Here is a 21,988-nt window from a genome sequence, read left to right on the forward strand (position 1 = left end):
GTTTTTTTTGGCTTTGCTCGGCCCAATGCTGGCTTGCGGGCCCGTCCTGGCGCAAGCGCCGACCGCGCCCGCGCCGGGGCCGCCCGTCGCGCCGGCGCCCGCGCCCCATGCCCTGGTCTCGCTCAGCGCCGTCTACGCGCAGGGCGACACGCAGCCGATTCGCGCCGGCCTCAACTGGCGGGTGTTCGACGCCCATGCGAACGACGACGGCGTCCACGCCCTCGTCGCCGAATCCAGCCAATCCACCCCTGCCTTCGCGCTGCCGGACGGGGAGTATATTGTCCATGTCGCCTGCGGCCTCGCCGGCGCCGCGAGGCAGATCAAGGTCACCGGCGCGCCGCTGACCCAGAAGCTGACGATGAACGCCGGCGGCCTCAAGATTTCCGCCCAGCTCGGCGACGCGCCGATCCCGCCGGCGCGGCTCAACATCATGATCTACCTTCCCGACCGCAACGATCCGGAAGCCAAGCTGATCCTGCCCAATCTCAAGGCCGGCGCGTCCGAATGCCTGCCCGAGGGCGCCTACCACATCGTTTCGAAACTGCTCGACGCGACGCCGGGCGCCACGACGCCGACCAATTCCACCGTTTACGCCGATCTCAAGGTGCAGGCCGGCAAGATCACCTCGGGCGTACTGCGCCACCGCGCCGCCGCCATGACGCTCAAACTGGTCAATAACGCCGGCGGCGAAGCCTTGGCCAACACCAGTTTCTCCGTCCTCACCCCCGGCGGGGACGTCATCCGCGAAATGATCGGGGCCTTTCCTTCGCTGCTGCTCGCGGAAGGCGAATATGTCGCCATCGCCCGCCACGAGAACAAGACCTATCAGGCGACCTTCAAAGTGATCTCCAATCAGGATCGCGACGTCGAGATTCTGGCCCGGCAGCCGGCGGCGGAATGAGTTGAAGCATGGCGCCGGCCAAATGGATGGCGCATAGTCTGGAATCGATGAAGGAGGCCGCGCGATGCGCTCTGTTTTGGTTGTCCCTGTTCTGGCTCTCGCGCTGGCGGCTCTGGCGCCGTCGGCGGCTTTCGCTTACGTCGACGCCGGGCGGGGCGAAAACATCGCCAGGCGCTGGTGCGCGCCCTGCCACGTCGCCGCGCCGGACCAGAAGAGCGCCAGCGCCGACGTACCGCCCTTCCTCAGCCTCGCGCGCAGCAAGACCGACCAGGAATTGGCGGCCTTTCTGACCGACCCGCATCCGAAAATGCCGAACCTGCATCTTTCGCGCGAAGAAATCGCCGATCTCGTCGCCTATATCCGCAGCCTCGATTCCGCGAAGGCGAAATAAAGCCCATTCCGGAAAATGGCTTGGGGCGAAGCCGAACGCGGACGGCGACGCTTCAAGGGGCCGGATTGCCGCGAAGCTGATGGATGGCGTCGATGCGCGTCGCCAGTTCGGGCGAGAGTGTCGTCGGCGCGGACATGATGATCTTGAGCTGTTCGAGCGTCGTCGCGCCGATGATGTTGGAGGTGACGAAAGGCCGCGAGGTGACGAAAGCCAGCGCAAGATGCACCGGATGCATCTCGAATTCCTGCGCGAGGTTCACATACTCCTCGATGGCCTCATCGACGCCGGGCTTCTCATAGCGCTGGCCGCGCGGGAACAGCGTGCTGCGGGCGCCGGGCGGGCGGGCGCCGCGCAGATATTTCCCGGTCAGATAGCCCTGCCCGAGCGGCGAATAGGCCAATAGCCCGACCTGCTCGCGCAGCGCGAATTCGGCGAGGCCGATTTCGAACTGGCGATTGACCAGATTATAGGCGTTCTGGATCGAGACCGGGCGCGGCCCCGCTCCCGCGTCAACCGCGCGCAAGAACTGCGCGACGCCCCAGGCGGTTTCGTTGGACAGGCCATAATGGCGGATCTTGCCCTGACGCACGAGTTCGTCGAGCGCGCCGAGCGTTTCCTCGAAGGTCGGGCCGTCGGGGCCGCCGAGGTCGCGATAAGTATTGGTGAGGCCATCGAACAGGTCCATCGGCCGGTCCGGCCAGTGCAATTGATAAAGGTCGATGCAATCGATCCCGAGCCTTCTAAGCGAGCCTTCGACGGCGTAAAAAATATTTTTTCGGTCGAGCCTCGCCGTCGCTCCGCCCTCGCGCAGCCAGTTCATCGTGCTGCGCCCGGCTACCTTGCTGGCGACGACCAGGCCGTCGCGCCCTCCCCGGCTCTTGAGCCAGGCGCCAATGATTTTCTCGGTCGCGCCATAGGTTTCGGAGCGTGGGGGAATGGAATAGAGCTCCGCGGTGTCGAAAAAATTGATCCCTTGCGCGACGGCGTAATCCATCTGCGCAAAGGCTTCGGCCTCGCTGGTCTGCTGGCCGAAGGTCATGGTGCCGAGGCAGATTTCCGAAACGGAGAGATCGGTGCGGCCGAGTTTACGAAATTCCACTTAAATTCCTTTGCGAGGGCTGGAGCCTTTTCCGATCCGATGGAACGGAAAAGGCTCCAGTTTCTTGTTTTTATGCGTTTTCTTCACGCGAACCGGGGCCACTTCGCTTGAAAACGCTTTAGAAGCCGAAATGTTGACGCGCCTGCCGCAGACAGACGGTGAATCCGGCCAGATCGTCAAGGCTTTGTTGCGAGGCGGCGGGCCGGACGATCTCGCGGCCCTGACTCTTTAACGCCACGTCGAGCATCAGGTTGTCGGCATTGCCGAAGTTTTCGACCATCAGTCCCTCAGAGTCGCAATAATCGCCATCGGACGGGCGAAGCAAGCCGAATTTTTCCGCGACGCGGTCGAAATAATGTTCAGGACTGTTGGTATAGGCGAATAACGGCTTGTTTTGGGCTTTGAAAAAGCCGAGTTCGAAAACCGTGCCTGGATCGGCATGGACGCCGCGAAACGGCGTCAGGTTGAAAATCCCGGCCTCGGCCTCGCGCATCAAAGCGAGATTGGCCGCAAAGATTTTCTCGTCGATGTTTTCGGTCTCCGCAGCGAAATCATTGTCGAGCGGAAACAGCCCGACAAAGCCGAAATTTTCGCACAGGGTTTTCTTGCGAAGGCCGATGGCGGCGGCGTCGGGCAGAAAGACTTCCGGGCCGGCGAGATAGAGGCGGGGCTTGGGCATGGGCGTTGCGCTTCCGGCCGACAGGCGATTTTTCTCCCAATTTTTAGCAATCTTGCTACCATGGGGGCAAGGAGAGAAAGAATGTCCAATGTGCAAAAGCTCAGCATTGCGCTGACGCCGGAAATGATCGGCATGATCAAGGAGGCGGTGGGCGCCGGCGATTATACTTCGACCAGCGAAGTGGTGCGCGACGCCTTGCGCCTCTGGAAAACGCAGCGCGCCGGCCGGGAGTCGGAGATCGAGGAATTGCGAAAGCTCTGGCAGGAGGGTCTGTCGAGCGGCGCGCCGATTGCGGGCGAGGCGTTCTTCGAGGGGTTGCGCGGGAAATTGCAGCGGCAGGCGCGATAAATGAACCGTCTTGTGATTACGCCGCGCGCGGCGGCGGACATCGAAGACATCGCCGACCTGATCGCGCTGGACAATTTGCGCGCGGCTTTGCGGCTGGTCGAACGTTTCGAGGAAGTCGCCCGTCTGTTGCGCGACAATCCGCAAATTGGCGTCGCGCATGACGAGATCGCGGCAGGCGTGCGCATTTTTCCGATTGGCAATTATCTCATGCTGTTTCGCGCCCTCGAAGACGGCGCGGAAATCGTCCGCGTGATTCATGGCGCGCGAAGGCTGGAAGGGCTGGTTTGATTTCAGGCGCGGGACCGACGCTTGAGTTCGTTCAAGGCGCGGTCGGAAATTCTCATGTCCTCGCCATTTTGGATGCTTTCATCCGATTGGTCGCCATACCATCCCGGCATGTCGAAAGTCAGTTCGACGCCCTTATAGACAAGCGTCATCGGACGCAGGCCCCAGCACTACATCGCTTCCACCCGACATTCATGCGATTGTCTAGATACAAGGGGCGGGGGTGCATTGTCTGCAATGTCGTCAGTAAGCGCGGCGAAGCCATGCGGTCAAAATCGCGGCCAGTCGCCCGGCCCGTCACCCTGACCCCCTCCCGCGCGCGGGGAGAGGGGACAGACGTCCTCACCCTTCCCGCAAATCCGGCGGCGCCGCCTCCTGCGCCAGACTTGCCAGCGCTTCGTCCAGCGTCGCAAAGGTCTGCGCCTGCGAGCCGAGCCGCCGGATCGACACCGTGCGCTCCGCCGCTTCTTTGCGTCCGACCACGATCAGCACCGGAATTTTCGACAGCGATAATTCGCGCACTTTCAGATTGATCTTCTCGTTGCGCAGGTCGGCTTCCACGCGCAGGCCCTTTTTCTTCGCCAGCGCCAGAATCTCCAAAGCGTAATCGTCGGCGTCGGAGGTGATGGTGCAGATGGTCGCCTGCACCGGCGACAGCCACAAGGGCAGATGACCGGCGAAATGTTCGATCAATATGCCGGTAAAGCGCTCCAGCGAGCCGAAAATGGCGCGGTGGATCATCACCGGCGTCTGCTTTTCCGAATTATTGTCGATGTAGAAGGCGCCGAAACGGCCCGGCAGGTTGAAATCGACCTGCGTGGTGCCGCATTGCCATTCGCGGCCGATGGCGTCCCGAAGGGTATATTCGAGTTTCGGGCCGTAAAACGCGCCCTCGCCCGGATTGATGCCGGTTTTGATGCCCTGCCCCGCCACGACATCGAGCACTTTTTGCAGGGCGGCTTCGGCCTTGTCCCAGCCCTCGTCGCCGCCGACCCGCTTTTCGGGACGGGTAGAGAGTTTCACCACAATGTCGTGGAAACCGAAGTCCTTGTAGATCGACATCACCATGTCGTTGATCTTCAACGCCTCGTCCATGATCTGGTCTTCGGTGCAGAAGATGTGCGCGTCGTCCTGGGTGAAGGCGCGCACCCGCATCATGCCGTGAATGGCGCCCGAGGGCTCATAGCGGTGGACGATGCCGAATTCGGCGATTTTGAGCGGCAGGTCGCGATAGCTTTTCAGGCCGTTCTTGAAAATCTGGACATGGCCCGGACAGTTCATCGGCTTCAACGCGAAGACGCGGTCGTCCTCGGTCTTGGTGATGAACATGTTCTCGCGATAGGTCTGCCAATGGCCCGACGTCTCCCAAAGGGCGCGGTCGAGCACCTGCGGCGTATTGACCTCGATATAGCCGGCGTCCTGCTGGCGGCGGCGCATGAAGGAAATCAGCGCCTGGAACAGGGTCCAGCCTTTCGGATGCCAGAAGATCGTGCCCGGCCCCTCCTCCTGAAAATGGAACAGGTCCATTTCGCGCCCGAGCCGGCGATGGTCGCGGCGCTCCGCCTCCTCGATCTGCTTGAGATAAGCGTCGAGGTCTTCCTGTTTGGCGAAGGCGGTGGCGTAGATGCGCTGGAGCATGGGTTTGCTGGAATCGCCGCGCCAATAGGCGCCCGCGACCTTCATCAGCTTGAAGGCGGTTCCGATCTTGCCCGTCGAGGGCATGTGCGGACCGCGGCACAGATCGAGCCAGTCGCCCTGCCTGTAGACCGAAAGCGCCTGATCGGCGGCGATGCCGTCCACCAGTTCGACCTTGAAGGCTTCGCCATGGGTCTCGAACCAGGACCGGGCCCGATCGCGGGTCCATTCCTCGCGGACGATCGGCTTGTCGGCGGCGACGATCTCGCGCATCTTTTTTTCGATCGCCGCGAAATCTTCCGGCGTGAACGGCTCGGAGCGGAAAAAATCGTAGTAAAAGCCGTTGTCGATCACCGGGCCGATGGTGACCTGCGTTCCGGGAAACAGTTCCTGCACGGCTTCGGCCAGCACATGGGCGGCGTCATGGCGGATCAATTCCAGCGCGCGCGGGTCGTCGCGCTGGACGAATTCGAGCCTCGCGTCGGCATGGATCGGGGCGACGATGTCGGTGAGCTGGCCGTCGAGCGCCATCGCCACGGCGCGTTTGGCGAGCGAGGGCGAAATGCCCCGGGCGATGTCGAGGCCGGTGGTCCCGGCTAAAAATTCGCGCTGCGCGCCATCGGGGAAAGTGATCGCAACCATTTTATCGCTCCTTTTGCTCACTCGCCGAGACGGGCCGGCGTAAGCTTTTTTTGCGAAGCGATTCCTATTACGATTTGCCCGCGCCGCGCAATGAATTTGGCGCTCAAAGCCGCAATGCAGGCTCGGGACAATTGACGCATGGCGGGCCACAGAGCAAAACTGCGCCGCTCTCGATTTCTCGTCGGTGAAAAGCAGGCGTTTTGAAAAAGCAGCTTCGCATTGCCTTCCTGGCCCTGTCCGCCACCGCCGCCGCCGCCTTCGGCAGCTGGTTCCTCGCGACGGGCGGGCGGACGCCCGACGCCGCGGAGCCGCCGCTGCCGGTCAAGCAGGTGACGACCCAGCCGGTCGCGCCGGCCCCCGACAATGAGCCGCAGCCCATTGATTCCACACCGGTCGACCCGCAGGCGAAAGACGCGCAGGAGCAAAGACTGGCGCAGGCGGGCGAACATCAGGCTTTTTTCAACCGTCTGCGCGCGCTGTACCCCAGCGATTACAATGCCGCGATCCGCGCCGTGCTGGCCGGCGGCGGTCAGGCGCAGGACAACGCCGCCGACCTTTTCCTGAGCGAGGCGATGCGGCAATTGCGGCAGACGCGCGGGTTGCTGGCCGGCAAGGCCGGCGGACAGGCGCTGGACCAGCTGTTCGACGCCAACCGCAATGTCTTGCGCGAATTGGGGGCAAGCGACGCGGCGCTCTGCGTCGATTTTCTCAACGGCGCCCCGGCGGATCGTTTCGTCGCCTTCACCGCCGCCCATCGCGCCCTGATGGCGGCCGAGGCTTTGGCCGGCCTCGAAGCCATGGACGATGGCGCGCACAAGAAAATCGACCGCGAGGCGCCGAATTCGCAGGATTTCGACGATCTTGAGCGGCTTTTGCTGTCGAAGGGGCTGGACAAGGCCGCCATCGACCTTCTGCTCGACGGCAAGACTCCCAACCCGCCCTTGACCGACGCGCAGGCCTGCCGCAACGGCCTCATCTATCTCGACGCGCTGCAAAGCCTGCCCGATCTGCAAAGGTTGCGGCTCTATGCGCTGGCGGTGGAAGTCATGGCTCATGAGTGATTCGGATGGCTCAGTCCTGCTGCTTGTCCACCGCCTCGCAGCGCGGCTTGCGGCGCCAATGGCCGTAGCGCCATGGATGGAGCGGGGCGCCGCCGACGAGGACCGGCGGGACCGGATCGAAACCGTCGTCGCCTAAAGGATGGCAGCGGCACAGCCGCGACAGGCCGAGCCAGCCGCCGGCCCAAAGCCCGTGCCGCGCCATCGCCTCGTCCATATAGGCCGAGCAGGTCGGCAGATAGCGGCAATTGCGGCCGACCAGCCCGGAAAGGCTGAGCCGATAAAGCCGGATCAGGCCGCGCGCCGCCATGACCGGCGCTTTTGAAACCATTGAACCCGATGTTGGCAAATCGTTAATCCTGCACGCCTTCGCCGCCCGACTGTTGCAAGAAAACGACGCCTGCCGCAATCCCGCCACGAAGGCCTTTCGGCGCTGTTCGCCGCTCTTTCCTACTGCTAGAAAAGTAGAACAGATTCGAGGGTTGGATTTTGAAATCTTTGTCGCGCCACGTCATCCTTTCGCTCGCCACTTGCGGCGCGTTCGTCTTTGGCGGAGCAGACGCCTTGCGGGCCGCCGACCTGCCTTCGCCCGCCGCGCTGCCGCCGCTGCCGATTCCAGACTGGATCGTCACCGTGTCCGGCATGCCGGGCGTCGGCCCGCAATATCCCGGCTCCAAGTCCTATTCGGCCTATGGCTCGGGCGGCGTATCCATCCGCCGCGCCGACCAGCCGGAACGATTCGGCACCCCCGACGACGGCTTCAGCCTCACCTTCTATGAAACCGACTGGCTGCATGTCGGGCCGGTGGCGCGCTATCTCAACGACCGCCCGCTCTATCACCATCCCGAACTGACCGGCCTCCCCTATCTCGCCCCCGCCCTCGAACTCGGCGCCTTTGCCGAGGTCACGCCCTTTTCCTGGCTGCGCGGCCGCCTCGAAGTGCGGCAGGCCGTCACCGGCTATGACGGCCTGGTCGCCACCCTGAGCGCCGACGTCTGGCGGCGCTGGGGCAACGTCACCCTGTCGGTCGGCCCGCGTCTCAATTTCGGCAGCAATAATTTCGCGCGGGCCTATTTTTCGGTGACGCCGCAGCAATCGGCGGTCAACCTCGCCCATGGCGGTTCGCTGACGCCCTATAATGCGGTCGGCGGCCTGACTTCGGCGGGATTTACCGTGGCGGCGCGTTACGATTATTCGGAAAACTGGCGGGTCACCGGCTATGGCGGCTATCAGGACCTGGTCGGCAGCGTCGCCAACAGCCCGATCGTCAATCATACCGGCTCGACCAACCAGTTCACCGCCGGCCTCGAACTCGCCTATCGCTTCCGCACCGCCGGCCTGTTCAATTTCTGAACCGAGGCGCCGGCGGCTTTTGCGATCCGCTGAAAGTCGGATCGTAGAAGGCAATGCCCGGATCGTTCGCCGGTTTGACAGATTTCCCGCGCCGGCTCGAAGTTCAGTTGCGCTTCTTCATATGCTCTTCGAGATAGACCAGCGCCGCCTGCCGATCATTGTCGTCGGCGGCTTTCAGGTCCTGCTGATAGAGCGCATCCACCCATTGCTGCCCCTTGCCGGTCGCGCCCTCGCGCGCCAGCGTCAGCCACATCAGGCCGCGCGCGCGGCGCGGCTGCATGCCTTCGCCGACGAACAGCAGGTGGCCGAGCAGGGCCTGGGATTCGACATGGCCCTTTTCGGCGGCCAGATTGAGCCAGCGCGCCGCCTGCCGGTTGTCCTTGGCGAGGCCGGCCGCGCCGTCCATATAGAGCCGCGCCAGATTATACTGGGCGTTGGAATCGGAAAAATTGGTCGCGGCGTAGAGGAACATCCGCAACGCGGCTTCGGGATCGGGGCGCAGGCGCGAACCAGGAATGCCGTTGAGTTCGAACACGCCGACCGCGACATAGGCGCTGGCCACCACCGACTTCTCGCGCCAGTTGGCGTTGTCCTCGTCGTAGCTGTCGACGATCGCCTGGAAATATTGATAGGCCTTGAAGTCGTCGTGCGGCACGCCGTCGCCGTCGGCGTACATTTTGCCGAGCTTCCATTGCGCCAGCGATTCCCCGCCGGCCGCGGCATATTTGAGCGCTTCGACGGAAGAGACCGAATTGCCGGTATTGATGCCTTCCAGCGCCGCCTGCAATGCCTGACGCGGGTCCTTGAACATGTCGAGGGCCCGGCCCTCCGGCAACGACTTGTCCGAACCGTCGAAGGCGAAAGCCGGCGCCGAGGCGGTCAAGCCGACGAGACCCGCGCCGACAATCCCGGCGCCCACATACAAGCCCAGAAAGATACGCCGCCACACGGCCATGCCAAACCCTTTTCCGCGCTGGCGCCGCCAGACTTTTCACACCCGCCGACGAGGCTCCCGACCGCGTCTTTGCACACCGGATGAAGCGTCCGGTTTATGGCTGAAAAGCGGCGCCGTCTTTTCAAACTTCAGGCATTGTGAAGTTGATTTGCGGATGTGGCGCCCATGCCACAAATGCGCCGCACGCCGGCCACGCAGCGGCGAAGTTCTGGGCAAAAAAGGCTGAGAAACTTCCGATTGGAGAAGTTTTTTCCAACAGGCGGCTTTTCTTCGGCGCCGCGGCGGCGACGCGGGTTTCCCGCCGGCGGAACCGGGAGTAGTCTTGTCCTCTTTGCTCATCCATTGGTCATTGATGCTGAAACCCCTGCCTCATACGCCCATCGGCCCCGACGGATTTTCCGCCGCGCGCGGGTCGGTGCGCACCCCCGCCGGCAGCGGCTTCTTCAAGCGTTTCATGATCTTTGTCGGCCCCGGCTATCTCGTCGCCACCGGCTACATGGACCCCGGCAACTGGGCGACGGCGCTCGCCGCCGGTTCGCAGTTCGGCATGAGGCTGCTTTGCGTCGCGTTTTTGTCGAGTCTGATGGCGATTGTGCTGCAGGCGCTGTCGGCGCGGCTCGCCTTCGGCGCCAATCTCGATCTGGCGCAGGCCTGCCGCGCCTGGCTGCCGCGCCGCGCCGTGGTCTTCCTCTGGCTGACCCAGGAAATCGCGATTCTGGCGACCGATTTCGCCGAAGTGATCGGCACGGCGATCGGCATTCAATTGCTGTTCGGCCTGCCGCTCTGGCTCGGCGCCATCGTCACGGCGCTCGACGTCGGATTGATCCTGCTGTTCGAACGCTTTGGCTTCCGCAAGCTCGAAGCCTTCGTCATCGCTTTGCTGGTGGTGATCGCGGTGTGTTTCGCCATCCAGCTGGCTTTGGCGCGGCCCGACTGGGCGGCGGCGGCGCGCGGTCTGGTCCCCTCCGCCGAACTCGCGACCGACCCGAAAATGCTCTATCTGGCGCTCGGGATTCTCGGCGCCACGGTCATGCCGCATAACCTGTTTTTACATTCGAGCGTGGTGCAGACGCGCGCCGTCGCGCCCGATTTGCCGGCGCGGCGCGAAGCCATCCGTTTCGCGCTGGCCGATTCCGCCTTCGCTCTGATTTTCGCCATGACCATCAATGGCTCGATCCTGATTCTGGCGGCGGCGACTTTTTACGCTCACGGCCATCCGGAAGTGGTCGAGATTTCGGACGCCTACCGGCTGATCGCGCCGGTGCTCGGCGCGCCGCTGGCGGCCAAGCTGTTCGCCGTGGCGCTGATCGCCTGCGGGCTGAATTCCTCGCTGACGGCGACTCTGGCCGGGCAGTTGATCATGGACGGCTTCCTGCGGATGCGGCTGTCGCCCGCCGGCCGGCGCCTGATCACCCGCGCGCTGACGATCACGCCGGCGGTCGCCACGACGCTGATCGCCGGCGAGGCGGCGGCCGGGCGGCTGCTGGTGTTTTCGCAGGTGGCTCTGAGTTTCGCCCTGCCCTTCGCCATCCTGCCGCTGGTATGGTTCACCGGCTCGCGCAAGATCATGGGCCCGCTGATCGCATCGCGCGCCACGACGTTGCTGGCCGGCGCGATCGGCATCGGGATCACGCTGCTGAACATCAAGCTGATCTACGACACTTTCGCGGGGTGACCGGCGGGCGCCGATCGTTCGCCTTCCCTTCTCCCCTTGCGGGAGAAGGCGGCTCGACGCCATAGGGCGTCGGAAGACGCCCGTCTTCGACGGGCTATGGCGGCGAGAGGGGAAACAGCTTAAACTTGGCGGTCAAATTAAAACGCTTGGCGCCCTCTTGCTATGGCGGGATTCGGCTCATTGCGGCCTTTCCCAGCGTCGCCAAGGAACGGCTCGTTTCGACCCCGAGCGGCCGGCCGTTTATTCCTCCTCGTCCTCGTCCGCAGCTGCTCCCGTCCATCGGAACGCCTTTACCCCGCTCCTGCGGACAACTTCCGCGATGCGGTCTTCCAGGTCTTCAGGGTCAGGGATTTCTCCAGCGGGCAGGCCGATAGTCTCGATGATGGTCTTGGTCACGCCTCGGGCGGGCCCCCCGCTAAGCCGTGTGCATACATCAAAGAGAAATGACTCTTTGAAGTCTGTACTTACTACGGGGTCATCCCACATCTCGGGTACTGGGGTATCAGACAAAGGACGAGCGTATTTCCGTCGCATAGTGGGCTTGGCGAGCCGGTTGGCCAAGCGGTCATAATATTTGGTGAAACTTTCCTCCAAAGGCTCGCGCTGGAGGGTTTCGCCGGTTGTCTCCTCAATGTCGGTCAGAAACTCGAAGAATTGGCTGATAGTATGCGTCCTGCGCCCAGTTTCGGCAAGCTCGTCGGCCAATATTTCAAGCTGGCGTTCGTAATCCCCAGACCGCTTCTCAATCTTTTCGTCCACGATATCGGTTAGGTCGGCTGGAACCCAATAGCCTAGGCAAGTTTCCACGGAGTGAGCCCGAATTGGGACTATTCTGCGCTCAGGTTTGACGTCCAATTCGTTGTTTTCGGCCAAGGCGCGCCGGATGTTGAACGGGCTGAATGGCAGGGCTGGGTCGGTGTATCGGAAGCGGAGGCCAAGTTTCATGATTTTATCGGTGACCGGCTCGGGCAATTTGGTCTGGAAGGAGAAATTCACTTGGGCTGACGACTTAAAATAGAGGGATCCGTTGCGCAGAAGCGTAGTGAAGTCTTCGGGGCTGGGGGCAAATTCGTCGGAGTCGAGGGGCCTGCTCTGGTTCAGTTTGTCCAGCACATAGCGGCGGAGATCGTCGTGTCTAGTAATAAACCGGAGCAGGATCTCCTCATTAACAAAGAAACCGTTGTCGGTCGCATTAGCTGAGCCGACGAACCACTGAACCCGAGTGCGATTCTGCACTAGATAAAGCTTGGTATGGAACAGGCCGCCACCAACACGAAGTAAGCGCACGTCAACGTCGCTGAACCCCGCCCTTCTGAGGCGAGTTCTTGTACTTCTGAGAGCCTGCACCTGATCACCGAGCCGCCGCCCATACGACCCATTGAAGAGCATCTTAAGCTTGTATCCCTGACGCTCGCTCGTTGGTACAACTTTCATGAGTTTGACGAGAAATTCCTCTTCGTAAAATGCTGAAATAATGGTTGCTTCTGTGCTGTTCGCTATCGCGTTGGAAAGAGCGTCATATGCAGGATTCTCACTCCCACTTTCAGTCTTGCTTATAGATACCAGTAAGTCCATCATGGCCTCCCTGTAAGAGCACAATCGTTATCTCGCAATCTCCATACGGAGCCGGAACCGCTTTCGTGAATCTAAAATCAATCGCGAATCTGAAGGATAGCATAGCAACAACATGGAACCGCAAGGTCAAGATTGAATTGTTATCGGCCTCGGCGCACTGCGCAACGGTATCCCAGGCTGGGCGGCAAACCTTAAGCTGGCCCAACTCCTGATTCCTACCGATGGTGCCTATGCCCGCTTTCCGCCTAGCGCTTCCCTTCCGGGCGACTTCGGGGAAAGACCGCAATCCGCCGTTTTGCGTCATTCGCTGGCGGAACCCAAGTGTTAGGTTTCGACCGCCAGCCAGAAAATCCGGGGCTAACCTCCGGCGCCCATCAAGCGGCGCCACCCCCTCATCCGGCGCTTCGCGCCACCTTCTCCCGCAAGGGGAGAAGGGACACCCTTACCCCAGCATTTTCAGCGCCGCGGTCATTTTCTCCAGCCGGGCCACGGCCTGGTCGCGGCGCTCCTGATTTTCCTCGACCACTTCCTCCGGCGCGCGGCGCAGGAAATCGGCGTTGCCGAGCTTGGCGTCGATCTTGCCGATTTCCTTGCGCTCCTGCGCCATGCCCTTTTCCAGCCGCGCCCGTTCGACGGCGAAATCGATCACCCCTTCGAGCGGCAAAGCCAGTGTGGCGCCGCGAACCAGAATCTGCACCGATTGGTGCGGCGCCTTCTCGACCCGATAGATCCAGGAGAGGCGCGCCAGCCGTTTCAAGACGTCGTTCCAACGCTCGGCGCGGCCTGCCTCGGCCTCGCTCGCGCCGACCAGGGCCAGGGGAATCACCGCCCCGGCGGGAACGTTCATTTCCGCGCGCGCCGAGCGCACCTGCGAGACGACATCGACCACCCAGCCGATTTCCGCCTCGGCGTCGGCATTTTCAAGCCCCTTGAGGTCGGGCCAGGGGGCGAGCGCCAGCATGCTGTCGCGCGGCGTCTCCTGTCCCTTGATCGCCCAGATCTCCTCGGTGAGGAAGGGCATGAACGGATGCAGCAGCTTGCAGGCCTGATCGAGCACGAAGGCGATGGTCTCGCGCGTTTCCTGCTTGGCGGGGCCATCCGGTCCTTGCAGCAGCGGCTTGGCCAGCTCCAGATGCCAGTCGCAGAAAATATTCCAGACGAAGCGATAGGCCGCCTGCGCCGCCTCGTTGAACCTGTATCCCGCGAGCGCCGTCTCGATCTCGCCGACCGCCCGCGCCGTCTCGCCGAGAATCCAGCGGTTGAGCACGTCCCTGACGTGGGTCGGATCGAAACCGTGCCGCCCGACGCATTGGTTCATTTCGGCGAAACGCGCGGCGTTCCAGAACTTGGTCGCAAAATTGCGATAGCCCTCGACGCGGCTCGTCGCCATCTTGATGTCGCGTCCCTGCGCCGCCATGGCGGCAAGCGTGAAGCGCAGGGCGTCGGCGCCATAGGCGTCGATCAGCGCCAGCGGATCGATGACATTGCCCTTGGACTTCGACATTTTCGCGCCCTTTTCGTCGCGGACGAGGGCGTGCAGATAGACATGGCGGAACGGAACCTTGTGCTGGAAATACAGGCCGAGCATCATCATCCGGGCGACCCAGAAAAAGATGATGTCGAAGCCGGTGACCAGCGCGTCGGTGGGATAGCGCAAGGCGAGGTCATTGGGCGCATCCGGCCAGCCGAGCGTCGACATCGGCCACAGGCCCGAGGAGAACCAGGTGTCGAGCACATCCTCGTCGCGGGTCAACAGGCCCGCCGCCCGCTCCGGGTCGCCGGCGATGGCCTGCGCCTCGGCGTCGGTGTAGATTTCGTGCAAAACCGCGTCGGCGAGGGCGTCGGCGAGGGCCTCGTCCTCGTCCTGCGCGACATAGACCCCGCCCCAGGGCGAATACCAGGCCGGAACCTGATGGCCCCACCATAATTGCCGGGAAATGCACCAGGGCTGGATGTTTTCGAGCCAGTCGAAATAGGTCTTTTCCCAGTTTTTCGGCGTGAATGCCGTCTCCCCCGACCGCACGGCGGCCAGCGCCGGCCCGGCCAGGGTCTTCGCATCGACATACCATTGCTCGGTCAGCCAGGGTTCGATCACCACGCCGGAACGGTCGCCGTGCGGGACCTGATGCTCGTGCGGCTCGACCAGGGCGACGAGGCCCCGCGCCTCCAGCGCTGCGATCACCGCCTTGCGCGCTTCCTCGCGCGACAGGCCGTGCAGGCTCTGAATCGTTTCCGAAAGATCGTCGTTGTCGATCACCCCTTCGAGAAAGGCCTCGTTTTCGCTCAAGATCACCCGCGCCTCGGCGTCGAGAATATTGATCAGCGGCAATTTGTGCCGCGCGCCGACCTCGAAATCGTTGAAATCATGCGCCGGGGTGATCTTGACCGCGCCGGAGCCTTTTTCGGGATCGGAATAGAAGTCGGCGACAATCGGAATCAGCCGGCCGACCAGCGGCAGGACCACGCGGCGGCCATGAAGTTGGGCGTAGCGCCCGTCATCGGGATGCACCGCCACCGCCGTATCGCCGAGCATGGTTTCCGGCCGCGTCGTCGCCACCACGATAAATTCGTCGGTGGCGGCGCCGTTTTCATCGGCGAGCGGATATTTGAAATGCCAGAGCGTGCCCTTGACCGTCTGCGCCGCGACCTCGATATCGGAAACCGCCGTCAGCAGTTTCGGGTCCCAGTTGACGAGACGCTTGTCCTTGTAGAGCAGGCCGGCGCGATACAAATCGACGAAAGCCTTCAACACGGCGCGCGACGAGCCGTCGTCCATGGTGAAGCGTTCGCGCGACCAGTCGCAGGAGGCGCCGAGCCGCTTGAGCTGGTTGACGATGGCGCCGCCGGATTCGGCCTTCCAGGCCCAGACCTTTTCGAGAAAAGCCTCGCGGCCAAGGTCGCGGCGGCCCGGTTCCCCCGCAGCGGCGAGCTGGCGCTCGACCACCATCTGGGTCGCTATGCCGGCGTGATCGGTTCCCGGCTGCCACAGCACGTCCTTGCCGCGCATCCGCTCATAGCGGCACAGGATGTCCTGCAAGGTGTTGTTGAGCGCATGGCCCATATGCAGCGAGCCGGTGACGTTGGGCGGCGGGATGACGATGGTGTAGGGCGTGGCGCTGGACCGCTCGGGCCGGCCGGCGCGAAAGGCGCCCGTCGCCTCCCATTCGGCCGCGATGCGGCCTTCCACGGCGGCGGGATCGAAAGTCTTGTCCATCATGGGTCGGGAACCAGTTTTTTGCACGCCAGCCATTCGGCCGGCGCGAGCGGCGGATTGCGCGCAACAAGACCGAGGCCGGCCGGCGAGTCAACGAATTTGCCGATTTCGGAGGCGTTCAGCCGCCGCCGCGCGCCACCCGCTCGATTTCGGCGCGGACCAACCGTTCGACCACGTCGGGCAGATGGTCGTCGAGCCATTCCTTGAGCATCGGGCGCAGCAATTCGCGGGTCAGGCGCTCGACCATCCGGGGATCGCGCAGCAGCAGGGACTCGGCCAGCGCCTCGAACGAGGCGCCGATCCGGGAGCCGCTGGCCGGCGACAACAGCGCCGGTTCGGTTGCTTCCTCGACCGCCGGCGGCGGCTGGACGGCCGGCGGGGTCTCCGGCCGCGCGGCGCGGGGGTCGGGCGCGGCGCCGACGGCTGGGGAATCGGCAAGCTCACCGCCCGGCTTTTCCGCCGTCTTTTCGGGGGCCGGCGTCAAGGCCGGCGTCAAGGCGGGCGCGCGAAACGCCAGCGAGGCGATCCTGAACCGGGAATCCGCGCCCTGCGCCGAAGGCTGCACGAGGGTCACCACCGACGCCGAAGGCGGCTCGACCGGCTTTTCGACCGCCGCCAGCGACGGCCGCAATTCCAGCGGCGGCGCGACCGGCAAGGAGGGCGCCGGAATTTCCGGCAATTCGGCCGGGACTTTGTCGTCAGCGATTTCCTGGCTTGAGGTTTCCCGGGCCAAAACTTCCTGGTCAGCGATTAGCGCTTCGTCGTCCTCGGCGCCCGGTTCGGGCCTGGGAGCCAGACGGCGCAATTTGAGCAAGGGCGGTTTTGGAGCCGGGCCCGCCGGCGGCAGCGCGAAAGAGGCTTCCGGCGGCGCGAAAACGCCTTCCGGCTCGACCGGCGGCGACCGCCGCGTCAGGCGCTGGCCCAGCGAAACAAAGGCGTCGGCGTGCGGGGCGCGGCTGGCGGCGGCGCGGGCGCTGCGGCTCAGCGGCAAGGCGTCGTCATCGGCGATGATCCGGCGGATCGAGGCGAGAATATCGTCCATGGAGGTTTCATGCGCTTTCTGTTCGGCGCTCAACTCGGTCGTGTAGGAAGCTTCGTTGGTTGCAGTCATGGCCACAGACGCTCGCCGGCGAGGGAAGGACGCAAAATGCGCTTCCTGAAGCCGCCGCGCAAGTCGAGAGCGCGCCGCCAAACCGTCGAATCGGGCTTTTTTCTTCACAACCCGCCGTTTTTCGGCGGCGCCTCCGTCAGCGCCCGTCCGGCGTGTCCAGACCGATGAAGCGATTCTTCGTCTGTTCGAAGTGGATATTGGGATCATAGGCGATGACGCCGAGGCCGAGGCCCTCCGCCGTCAGCCGGCCCTCCGCGGCGAACACGTCATAGGAGTAGACGACCCGGTCGCGCTGCGCCGTCACCAGCTGGACGCGGGCGTTGAGCAGGACCTGCTGGGCGTTGAGCACGTCGAGCGTGGTGCGCTGCCCGACCTTGGCTTCCTCGCGCACGCCGTTGAGCGCCACTTCCGCCGCCTTGACCGCCGCCTGGAAGGCGATAATCGAGGCGCGCGCCGACTGTAGCCTTCCCCAGGCCGTGGCGATGGCGGCGCGAACGGCGATGCGCTGCGAATCGACGGCCAGCCGCGCCTGGCCGAGCACCTCCTTGGCCTGGCGCACGCCGGCATATTCCGCGCCGCCCTGATAGAACGGCACATTGATCGAGCCGACGATGCTGGCGTTCCACTGGTTGTAATTGGGGAAGCCCTGGACGTCGTTTTGTTGCAGCACCTGGCCCTGGACGCTGGCGGTGGGCAAAAGCGCGGCTTCCGCCACCTTGACCGCCGACTGGGCCGCGTCGACCTGATGCAGCGCGCCGAGAATCGCCGGATTTTCCTCGATGCCGATCTGGATGGCGCCGTCGAGCGAATGGGCCAAAAGCTTTTCGATCGGCTGCGCCGGCTGCAATTGTCTGGGCGGCACGCCGATCTGCCGGCGGTAGTTCGCCACCGCGGTTTCAAGCGCCGATTGCGCCACCGCGTAATCGGCCTTTCCGGTAGCCAGCGACGATTCGGACTGGGCCACGTCCGTGCGCGTCACTTCGCCGACCTGGAAGCGATCGCGCGTCTGCTGCAACTGGACTTCCAGAACCTTGATATTATTGAGCCTGAGGCCGACAACCGCCGTGTCGCGCAAAACGTCCATATAGGCCGTGGCGCCCGCCTGCAACGTCGTCACCTCGGTCTGGCGCATGACCTCGCGCGCCTGCAACACCGCCGATTCGGCCTGGCTCACGTTATTGACGGTCTTCATGCCGTCGAACAGCGTCTGGGTGATCTGGGCGCTGGAGCCGCGCGGAAAGCCCCCGTATCTCTCGGTTCCGCCCTGGCCCAGCACATTCGACGCTTCGCTGTATTGACGGCCGGCGCTGAGGGTTCCGCTGGCTTTCGGCAGCCAGCCCGCCTTGGCCGCAGGCACGCCTTCGTCGCGGGCGCGAACAGCCGCGCGCTGCTGGTTGATGTCGGGATTGGTGCTGTAGGCGCGCGCCAGCGCTCCCGACATGGTCTCCGCCGACGCCGCGCCGCAAACGCATGCCGCAGCAAATGCGGAAACGCCGAGCGCCCGACCGAAGAGAGAGACAAACCGCAAAATCGAACTCCCGAATCTTCCCGATCTGGAATTTTCCAGAGGAGCCGCCGACGCTGGCCCGGTCAAGAAGCAACCCCCAAGGCAAACGACTCCGTCAAAATCATGGATCGCGAAGCTAGCGTCAACCTTGCGCGCCGCTTTGGCGCCCGTTTGCTGCTTTCCGTTACGTAAAACCAGCATTTTATTCGGGTCCTGCGCCAAAAAAGACACAGAACGCCGTGGTTCCTCCGTCAAAAGATGAATTCCCGCGGCCGGGCGAAGGCGGCAAGCGCGCCCGCCGAGGCGTCGAACAGCACACGGGCGCTGACATGGCCGTCGGCGCGCTGGAACAGGGTGGCCTTGCCGACCCGCGAACCGGCCTGTTCGGCGACGATGGCGACCAGACGGCCCTCGGCGCTCAACTGCTCGAACAGCGGCCCGAACGCGCCCTGGCTGACGCCATCGACCAGAATCAGATCGAAAGGCGCGTCTTTCGGCGCCCCTTGCGCCAGCGGCCCGACCAGCGCCGTCGCATTGCCGAGCGCGAGCGCGGCGAAGGCGTCGCGCGCCCTGACGGAGAGAACTTCGTCGTCGTCGAGGCTGACCACCGAGCCGACGAGGCCGGCGATCAGCGCCGCCGCGTAGCCCGAGCCGCCGGCGACGACGAGCGCGCGCTCACCCTCGCGCAACCGCGCCTCCTTGAGCAGGCGGGCGAGGATCAGCGGGGCCGTCAGTTCGCGCGGGCGCGCGCCGGTGACGGTAAGGGAGGCGTCGGAATAGGCCAGCGAGGCCAGGTTCGGATCGACGAAAAGCTCGCGCGCAACGGCCCCCATCCGCGCCAGCACGCCGGCGTCGGTGACGTCGAAAGTGCGAATCTGCCGCTCGACCATGGTCTCACGCAAAGAGGCGGAGGCGGCGAGAGGGGCTGCGGAAAATATGGCCGGTTCCGGATTTTGCATGGCTCGCCCATTAGGATACATCGGGCCGGCGGCCCGACGCGGAGAGGATCATTCGAGAGACTGTCGCGCTTTATAAGCGGCGGCCCGACCTGTGTCCACATCCCCTCGCAGCGCCGGATTGCCGGAAGATCGCCGCGCCGCCTCGGCCGGGAAAACGAAGCGCCCGACTTTTCAACGAAGTGAAACCGGTTGATCCTCACGCCGGCTGGCGGGCGCCGGGCCACTTGCCGGACCCTTGCCGAACCCTTGCCGAAATTCGGACCGGGCCGCTGGCATTGGCTGTCCTTTCCGGCTATCGTTTCTACCCGCGCGCCGACCGGGGCGGCCCTGAAGATTGCCCGCGCCGAACCGCCGGACAACGAAAAAGGGCCATGATCGTCCCCTATTCCAGACGAACGGCCAGTCTTGCGGAATGAAACGTGCAAGCCGGCGCGTTTGATTGCGTTCAACGCGCCGTCACGGCGCTTCAAAAAGGGCCTTCATGGCGACCGAAACATTCAAGCTCTATCTGATCAAGCCGTCGCATTACGACGACGAAGGTTATGTCATCCAATGGCTGCGTTCGGCCATTCCTTCCAATACGCTCGCCGCCCTGCACGGTCTCGCCGCCGATTGCGCCGCGCGCAAGGTGCTTGGGCCGCACGTCCAGATCGAAATCATCGGCCTCGACGAGACCAACACCCGGATTCGCCCCGAAAAAATCGCGGCGGCGATCGAGGCGGCCGGGCGCGGGCTGGTCTGCCTCGTCGGCGTGCAATCAAATCAGTTTCCCCATGCGCTCGATCTGGCGCGGCGCTTTCGCGCCTGCGGCGCCGACGTGGCGATGGGCGGCTTCCATGTCTCCGGTTGCATCGCCATGCTGCCCGAATTGCCCGCCGACCTCATCGAGGCGCAAGAACTCGGAATCAGCCTGTTCGCCGGCGAGGCCGAGGGCCGGCTCGAGACCGTGCTGCGCGACGCCTATGCGGGAAAGCTGCAAAAACTCTATAATTTCATGAAGGACCTGCCGGGGATCGAAAACACGCCGGCGCCCTTGCTGCCGTCGGATGTGATCAAGCGCACCAGCGGCGCCGTCACCAGTTTCGACGCCGGGCGCGGCTGTCCGTTCCAGTGTTCGTTCTGCACCATCATCAATGTCCAGGGCCGCAAGTCGCGCTACCGCTCCGCCGACGATGTCGAGGCGATCGTGCGCGCCAATCTCGCGCAGGGCATCAGCAGTTTCTTCATCACCGACGACAATATCGCCCGCAACAAGAACTGGGAGCCGATCTTCGACCGGCTCATCGCGATGCGCGAAAGCGGCGTTCGCATGTCCTTCGTCGTTCAGGTCGACACCTTGAGCCATCGCATTCCCCGCTTCATCGACAAGGCGTCGAAGGCCGGCGTGCGGCGCGTGTTCATCGGGCTGGAGAACATCAACCCGGAAAACCTGATCGCCGCCAAGAAGAAGCAGAACCGAATCTCCGAATACCGCGAAATGCTGCTCGCCTGGAAAATGGCCGGCTGCTACACCACCGCCGGCTATATCACCGGCTTTCCGGCCGATACGCAGGAATCGATTCTGCGCGACATCGAAATCATCAAGCGCGAACTACCGCTCGACATGCTGGAATTCTTCTTCCTGACGCCGCTGCCGGGTTCGGAGGACCACCAGCGCCTGCACAAGGCCGGCGTCTGGATGGACCCGGACATGAACAAATACGACCTCGAACATGCGGTCACCGCCCATCCGAAAATGTCGAAGGAAGAATGGGAAGGCGCCTATCGCAAGGCCTGGGCGGCCTATTACACGCCCGAACATATGGAAACGGTGATGAAGCGCGCGGCGGCGACCGGAAACTCGCCCGGCAAGGCGATGTTCCTGCTGCTGTGGTTCTGGGCCGGCATCCATCTGGAGCATATCCATCCGCTCGAAGGCGGCTATCTGCGGCGCAAGGTGCGGCGCGACCGGCGCCCGGGCATGAAGCTCGAAAATCCGCTGACCTTCTATCCGAGGATCGCCGTCGAACTCGTCGTCAAACATGTGCGGCTGGCGGCGATGGCCTGGCGGCTGGCGCGGTTGCGCCGCCAACTCAAGAAATCGCCCATTGCCCGAACCTATATGGACGAGGCGCTGACCCCGGTGGTCGACAGCGATCTCGACAATCTCGAAATGTTCAACAATTCCGCCGCCTCGCGCGCGGCAGGCGACCACGCCAAGAAAATGCTGGCCAAGCAGCATGAAAAGGTGGCCTGAACGGCGCGCGTCAGGTCAGCGTCAAAGAAAAACCCCGGACCATGGTCCGGGGTTTTTGCCTTTTTGCAGCCGCGAAAGCGATCAGCCCTTCAGCTTGGCGTTGCAGAGGCTGTAGTAGCCCCCACCCCTCTGCGTCCATTTGAGCCCGGCGTTGCCGCCGGTCGCCTTGTTGGCCTCATATTGCTCGCTGCAGGTCTTGCGGCGCGCATCGCCCGGCTTGAGGTTGGAATAGGACGGGTTGATGGCGCCCGGCAGCACGGCGGAGCCAGCGGCGGCGGGCGCCGCCGGAATGGCGGGCTTGGCCGGCGCCGCGACGCTCGGCGCCGCGGGCTTGGCCGGCGCGGCGGCCGCCGGAACGGCGGGAG

19 protein-coding genes and 1 pseudogene are annotated in these 21,988 nt (G+C 63.7%); 8 read left to right on the forward strand and 12 right to left on the reverse strand.

Annotation, left to right across the window (positions count from 1 at the left end):
* Positions 1-7 precede the first annotated feature (7 nt).
* On the forward strand, positions 8-901 hold the full coding sequence (locus tag QZY01_RS10075) for a hypothetical protein (RefSeq protein WP_294536549.1): 894 nt from the start codon (positions 8-10) through the stop codon (positions 899-901).
* A gap of 64 nt (positions 902-965) precedes the next feature.
* Positions 966-1,292 carry a cytochrome c gene (locus QZY01_RS10080; protein WP_294536550.1) on the forward strand — a complete coding sequence of 109 codons (327 nt, stop codon included), beginning with the start codon at positions 966-968 and terminating at the stop codon, positions 1,290-1,292.
* Positions 1,293-1,344: 52 nt separating this feature from the next.
* Here QZY01_RS10080 and QZY01_RS10085 read toward each other — a convergent pair whose 3' ends face one another.
* Positions 1,345-2,391 carry an aldo/keto reductase gene (locus tag QZY01_RS10085; RefSeq protein ID WP_294536551.1) on the reverse strand — a complete coding sequence of 349 codons (1,047 nt, stop codon included), beginning with the start codon at positions 2,389-2,391 and terminating at the stop codon, positions 1,345-1,347.
* A gap of 118 nt (positions 2,392-2,509) precedes the next feature.
* The gene (locus QZY01_RS10090) at positions 2,510-3,070 is read right to left on the reverse strand and encodes a nucleoside 2-deoxyribosyltransferase (protein WP_294536553.1); all 561 of its coding nucleotides are present in this window, start codon (positions 3,068-3,070) and stop codon (positions 2,510-2,512) included.
* Between the two features lie 81 nt (positions 3,071-3,151).
* Here QZY01_RS10090 and QZY01_RS10095 point away from each other — a divergent pair, with 81 nt between their 5' ends.
* Both QZY01_RS10095 and QZY01_RS10100 read left to right on the forward strand, forming a co-directional pair.
* The gene (locus QZY01_RS10095) at positions 3,152-3,418 is read left to right on the forward strand and encodes a type II toxin-antitoxin system ParD family antitoxin (RefSeq protein WP_294536554.1); all 267 of its coding nucleotides are present in this window, start codon (positions 3,152-3,154) and stop codon (positions 3,416-3,418) included.
* Positions 3,419-3,706: a type II toxin-antitoxin system RelE/ParE family toxin gene (locus QZY01_RS10100; RefSeq protein WP_294536555.1), complete on the forward strand. Its 288-nt coding sequence runs from the start codon at positions 3,419-3,421 to the stop codon at positions 3,704-3,706.
* A 2-nt stretch (positions 3,707-3,708) separates the two neighbouring features.
* Here QZY01_RS10100 and QZY01_RS10105 read toward each other — a convergent pair whose 3' ends face one another.
* On the reverse strand, positions 3,709-3,855 hold the full coding sequence (locus tag QZY01_RS10105; protein WP_294536557.1) for an XRE family transcriptional regulator: 147 nt from the start codon (positions 3,853-3,855) through the stop codon (positions 3,709-3,711).
* Positions 3,856-4,045: 190 nt separating this feature from the next.
* Positions 4,046-5,980, reverse strand: coding sequence for a threonine--tRNA ligase (thrS, locus tag QZY01_RS10110; RefSeq protein WP_294536559.1), 1,935 nt, complete (start codon positions 5,978-5,980; stop codon positions 4,046-4,048).
* Between the two features lie 200 nt (positions 5,981-6,180).
* Here thrS and QZY01_RS10115 point away from each other — a divergent pair, with 200 nt between their 5' ends.
* On the forward strand, positions 6,181-7,041 hold the full coding sequence (locus tag QZY01_RS10115; protein WP_294536562.1) for a hypothetical protein: 861 nt from the start codon (positions 6,181-6,183) through the stop codon (positions 7,039-7,041).
* A gap of 10 nt (positions 7,042-7,051) precedes the next feature.
* Here the strand turns inward: QZY01_RS10115 and yidD are convergent, their stop codons facing one another.
* Entirely contained in the window at positions 7,052-7,348 is a 297-nt protein-coding gene (gene yidD / locus QZY01_RS10120) for a membrane protein insertion efficiency factor YidD (protein WP_342394894.1), read from the reverse strand.
* Positions 7,349-7,527: 179 nt separating this feature from the next.
* Here yidD and QZY01_RS10125 point away from each other — a divergent pair, with 179 nt between their 5' ends.
* A complete protein-coding gene (locus tag QZY01_RS10125; protein ID WP_294536565.1) occupies positions 7,528-8,391 on the forward strand; it encodes a MipA/OmpV family protein in 864 nt (287 codons plus the stop codon).
* A gap of 103 nt (positions 8,392-8,494) precedes the next feature.
* Here QZY01_RS10125 and QZY01_RS10130 read toward each other — a convergent pair whose 3' ends face one another.
* A complete protein-coding gene (locus QZY01_RS10130; RefSeq protein WP_294536567.1) occupies positions 8,495-9,346 on the reverse strand; it encodes a tetratricopeptide repeat protein in 852 nt (283 codons plus the stop codon).
* 322 nt (positions 9,347-9,668) lie between these two features.
* On the opposite strand from QZY01_RS10130, the gene QZY01_RS10135 reads away from it, so the two are divergent.
* Entirely contained in the window at positions 9,669-11,021 is a 1,353-nt protein-coding gene (locus QZY01_RS10135; RefSeq protein ID WP_294536569.1) for an Nramp family divalent metal transporter, read from the forward strand.
* A 240-nt stretch (positions 11,022-11,261) separates the two neighbouring features.
* Here the strand turns inward: QZY01_RS10135 and QZY01_RS10140 are convergent, their stop codons facing one another.
* The 5 genes from QZY01_RS10140 to QZY01_RS10160 form a co-directional block, all read right to left on the reverse strand.
* Entirely contained in the window at positions 11,262-12,596 is a 1,335-nt protein-coding gene (locus QZY01_RS10140; protein WP_294536571.1) for a phospholipase D family protein, read from the reverse strand.
* 442 nt (positions 12,597-13,038) lie between these two features.
* Positions 13,039-15,813: a valine--tRNA ligase gene (locus QZY01_RS10145; RefSeq protein WP_294536573.1), complete on the reverse strand. Its 2,775-nt coding sequence runs from the start codon at positions 15,811-15,813 to the stop codon at positions 13,039-13,041.
* A 115-nt stretch (positions 15,814-15,928) separates the two neighbouring features.
* On the reverse strand, positions 15,929-16,921 hold the full coding sequence (locus tag QZY01_RS10150; protein WP_294536575.1) for a DUF2497 domain-containing protein: 993 nt from the start codon (positions 16,919-16,921) through the stop codon (positions 15,929-15,931).
* Positions 16,922-17,057: 136 nt separating this feature from the next.
* Positions 17,058-18,362, reverse strand: coding sequence for a TolC family outer membrane protein (locus QZY01_RS10155; protein ID WP_294536577.1), 1,305 nt, complete (start codon positions 18,360-18,362; stop codon positions 17,058-17,060).
* A gap of 317 nt (positions 18,363-18,679) precedes the next feature.
* The gene (locus tag QZY01_RS10160; RefSeq protein WP_294536581.1) at positions 18,680-19,387 is read right to left on the reverse strand and encodes a protein-L-isoaspartate O-methyltransferase; all 708 of its coding nucleotides are present in this window, start codon (positions 19,385-19,387) and stop codon (positions 18,680-18,682) included.
* Positions 19,388-19,868: 481 nt separating this feature from the next.
* On the opposite strand from QZY01_RS10160, the gene QZY01_RS10165 reads away from it, so the two are divergent.
* On the forward strand, positions 19,869-21,623 hold the full coding sequence (locus tag QZY01_RS10165) for a radical SAM protein (RefSeq protein WP_294536583.1): 1,755 nt from the start codon (positions 19,869-19,871) through the stop codon (positions 21,621-21,623).
* A gap of 81 nt (positions 21,624-21,704) precedes the next feature.
* On the opposite strand, the pseudogene QZY01_RS10170 reads toward QZY01_RS10165, so the two are convergent.
* A pseudogene (locus QZY01_RS10170) lies at positions 21,705-21,988 on the reverse strand (hypothetical protein); the annotation flags it as partial.

Source organism: uncultured Rhodoblastus sp. (assembly GCF_903903185.1).
GTDB lineage: Bacteria > Pseudomonadota > Alphaproteobacteria > Rhizobiales > Beijerinckiaceae > Rhodoblastus.

What these genes read in the sequence shown, in the direction of transcription:
- QZY01_RS10080 (WP_294536550.1), top strand. Translation starts at nt 966, where the DNA reads ATGCGCTCTGTTTTGGTTGTCCCTGTTCTGGCTCTCGCGCTGGCGGCT.
- QZY01_RS10090 (WP_294536553.1), bottom strand. Translation starts at nt 3,070, where the DNA reads ATGCCCAAGCCCCGCCTCTATCTCGCCGGCCCGGAAGTCTTTCTGCCC.
- QZY01_RS10095 (WP_294536554.1), top strand. Translation starts at nt 3,152, where the DNA reads ATGTCCAATGTGCAAAAGCTCAGCATTGCGCTGACGCCGGAAATGATC.
- QZY01_RS10100 (WP_294536555.1), top strand. Translation starts at nt 3,419, where the DNA reads ATGAACCGTCTTGTGATTACGCCGCGCGCGGCGGCGGACATCGAAGAC.
- QZY01_RS10105 (WP_294536557.1), bottom strand. Translation starts at nt 3,855, where the DNA reads ATGACGCTTGTCTATAAGGGCGTCGAACTGACTTTCGACATGCCGGGA.
- thrS (WP_294536559.1), bottom strand. Translation starts at nt 5,980, where the DNA reads ATGGTTGCGATCACTTTCCCCGATGGCGCGCAGCGCGAATTTTTAGCC.
- yidD (WP_342394894.1), bottom strand. Translation starts at nt 7,348, where the DNA reads ATGGCGGCGCGCGGCCTGATCCGGCTTTATCGGCTCAGCCTTTCCGGG.
- QZY01_RS10130 (WP_294536567.1), bottom strand. Translation starts at nt 9,346, where the DNA reads ATGGCCGTGTGGCGGCGTATCTTTCTGGGCTTGTATGTGGGCGCCGGG.
- QZY01_RS10140 (WP_294536571.1), bottom strand. Translation starts at nt 12,596, where the DNA reads ATGGACTTACTGGTATCTATAAGCAAGACTGAAAGTGGGAGTGAGAAT.
- QZY01_RS10145 (WP_294536573.1), bottom strand. Translation starts at nt 15,813, where the DNA reads ATGATGGACAAGACTTTCGATCCCGCCGCCGTGGAAGGCCGCATCGCG.
- QZY01_RS10150 (WP_294536575.1), bottom strand. Translation starts at nt 16,921, where the DNA reads ATGACTGCAACCAACGAAGCTTCCTACACGACCGAGTTGAGCGCCGAA.
- QZY01_RS10155 (WP_294536577.1), bottom strand. Translation starts at nt 18,362, where the DNA reads ATGTCGGGAGCGCTGGCGCGCGCCTACAGCACCAATCCCGACATCAAC.
- QZY01_RS10160 (WP_294536581.1), bottom strand. Translation starts at nt 19,387, where the DNA reads ATGCAAAATCCGGAACCGGCCATATTTTCCGCAGCCCCTCTCGCCGCC.
- QZY01_RS10165 (WP_294536583.1), top strand. Translation starts at nt 19,869, where the DNA reads ATGGCGACCGAAACATTCAAGCTCTATCTGATCAAGCCGTCGCATTAC.